Consider the following 1,007-nt stretch of genomic DNA (forward strand, 5'->3'; position numbering starts at 1 on the left):
GGACAGGAAGATGTGCAGCGCCTCGGTGGAGCCGATGCCGTCGATGATCTCGCCCCCGAACCGGTCGGCGAACCGCTGCAGCAGCGCCGCGGGCAGCGGCTCGCCGGCCGAGGCGCAGAGCCGCACCGAGTCGAACGCGTCCTTGGGCAGGTCGCTGTTGGCCAGCGCGGCGAAGAAGGTCGGCACGGCGAAGAACAGGCTCGGCTGCCGCTCCGCGAGCACCTCGCCGACGATCGCCGGGGTGGGGCGGCGCGGTTCGAGCAGCACGCTGGCGCCGGCCGAGAGCGGGAAGAACATCGAATTCCCGATCCCGTACGCGAAGAACAGCTTCGCGACCGAGAAGCAGGAATCGTCCGGCCTGATCCCTAAAACCTTGCTGCCGTACGTCTCGCAGACATGCCGGATGTTGGCATGCCGGTGCATCGCCCCCTTGGGCGTCCCGGTCGTGCCCGACGTGTACAGCCACAGCGCCCAGTCGTCCTCGCCGGTGCCGGCCGGCTCGCACAGCTCGGCCGGCTGCTCCCGCCCGAACGCGATCAGCTCGTCCCAGGTGCGGCTGGTGACGCCCGCCCCGGCCAGCGGCGCCGGCCCGTCGCAGACCAGATGACGCAGCTCCGGCGCGGCCGCCGCGGCCCGCTCGGCCTGCTCCCGGAACGCCTCGCTGGCGACCAGCACGGCGGCGCCGGAGTCGGCGATGATCTCGCCGAGCTCCCGGGCCCCGAGCATCGTGTTGATCGGCACGGCGACGAACCCGGCCGTGAACGCGCCCAGGATGCCGGTGAACATGGGGAGGTCGTCGCCGGTGAGGAAGACGATGCGGTCGTCGCGGCGCAGGCCCAGCGCCCGGAACGCGGCGGCGGCGAGCCCGGCCTGCTCGGTCAGCTCCGCGTAGGTCAGTGTCCGCGGAGCGCGGACGGCGATCCGGTCGCCGTCGCCGTTGTCGACGTGCCGGCCGGTCAGCCACCAGCCCGCGTTGAACCGCACCGCGGCCATGTCAGACTCGCTTC

At 72.6% G+C, this 1,007-nt stretch carries 1 protein-coding gene; it reads right to left on the minus strand.

The annotated features are described in order from the left end of the window. On the minus strand, nt 1-993 hold a 993-nt coding region (locus IH26_RS0152485; protein ID WP_030443811.1), incomplete at its 3' end, for an AMP-binding protein. Nucleotides 994-1,007 lie beyond the last annotated feature (14 nt).

It is taken from the genome of Actinoplanes subtropicus, assembly GCF_000721705.1.
In the GTDB taxonomy this organism is placed as follows: domain Bacteria; phylum Actinomycetota; class Actinomycetes; order Mycobacteriales; family Micromonosporaceae; genus Actinoplanes; species Actinoplanes subtropicus.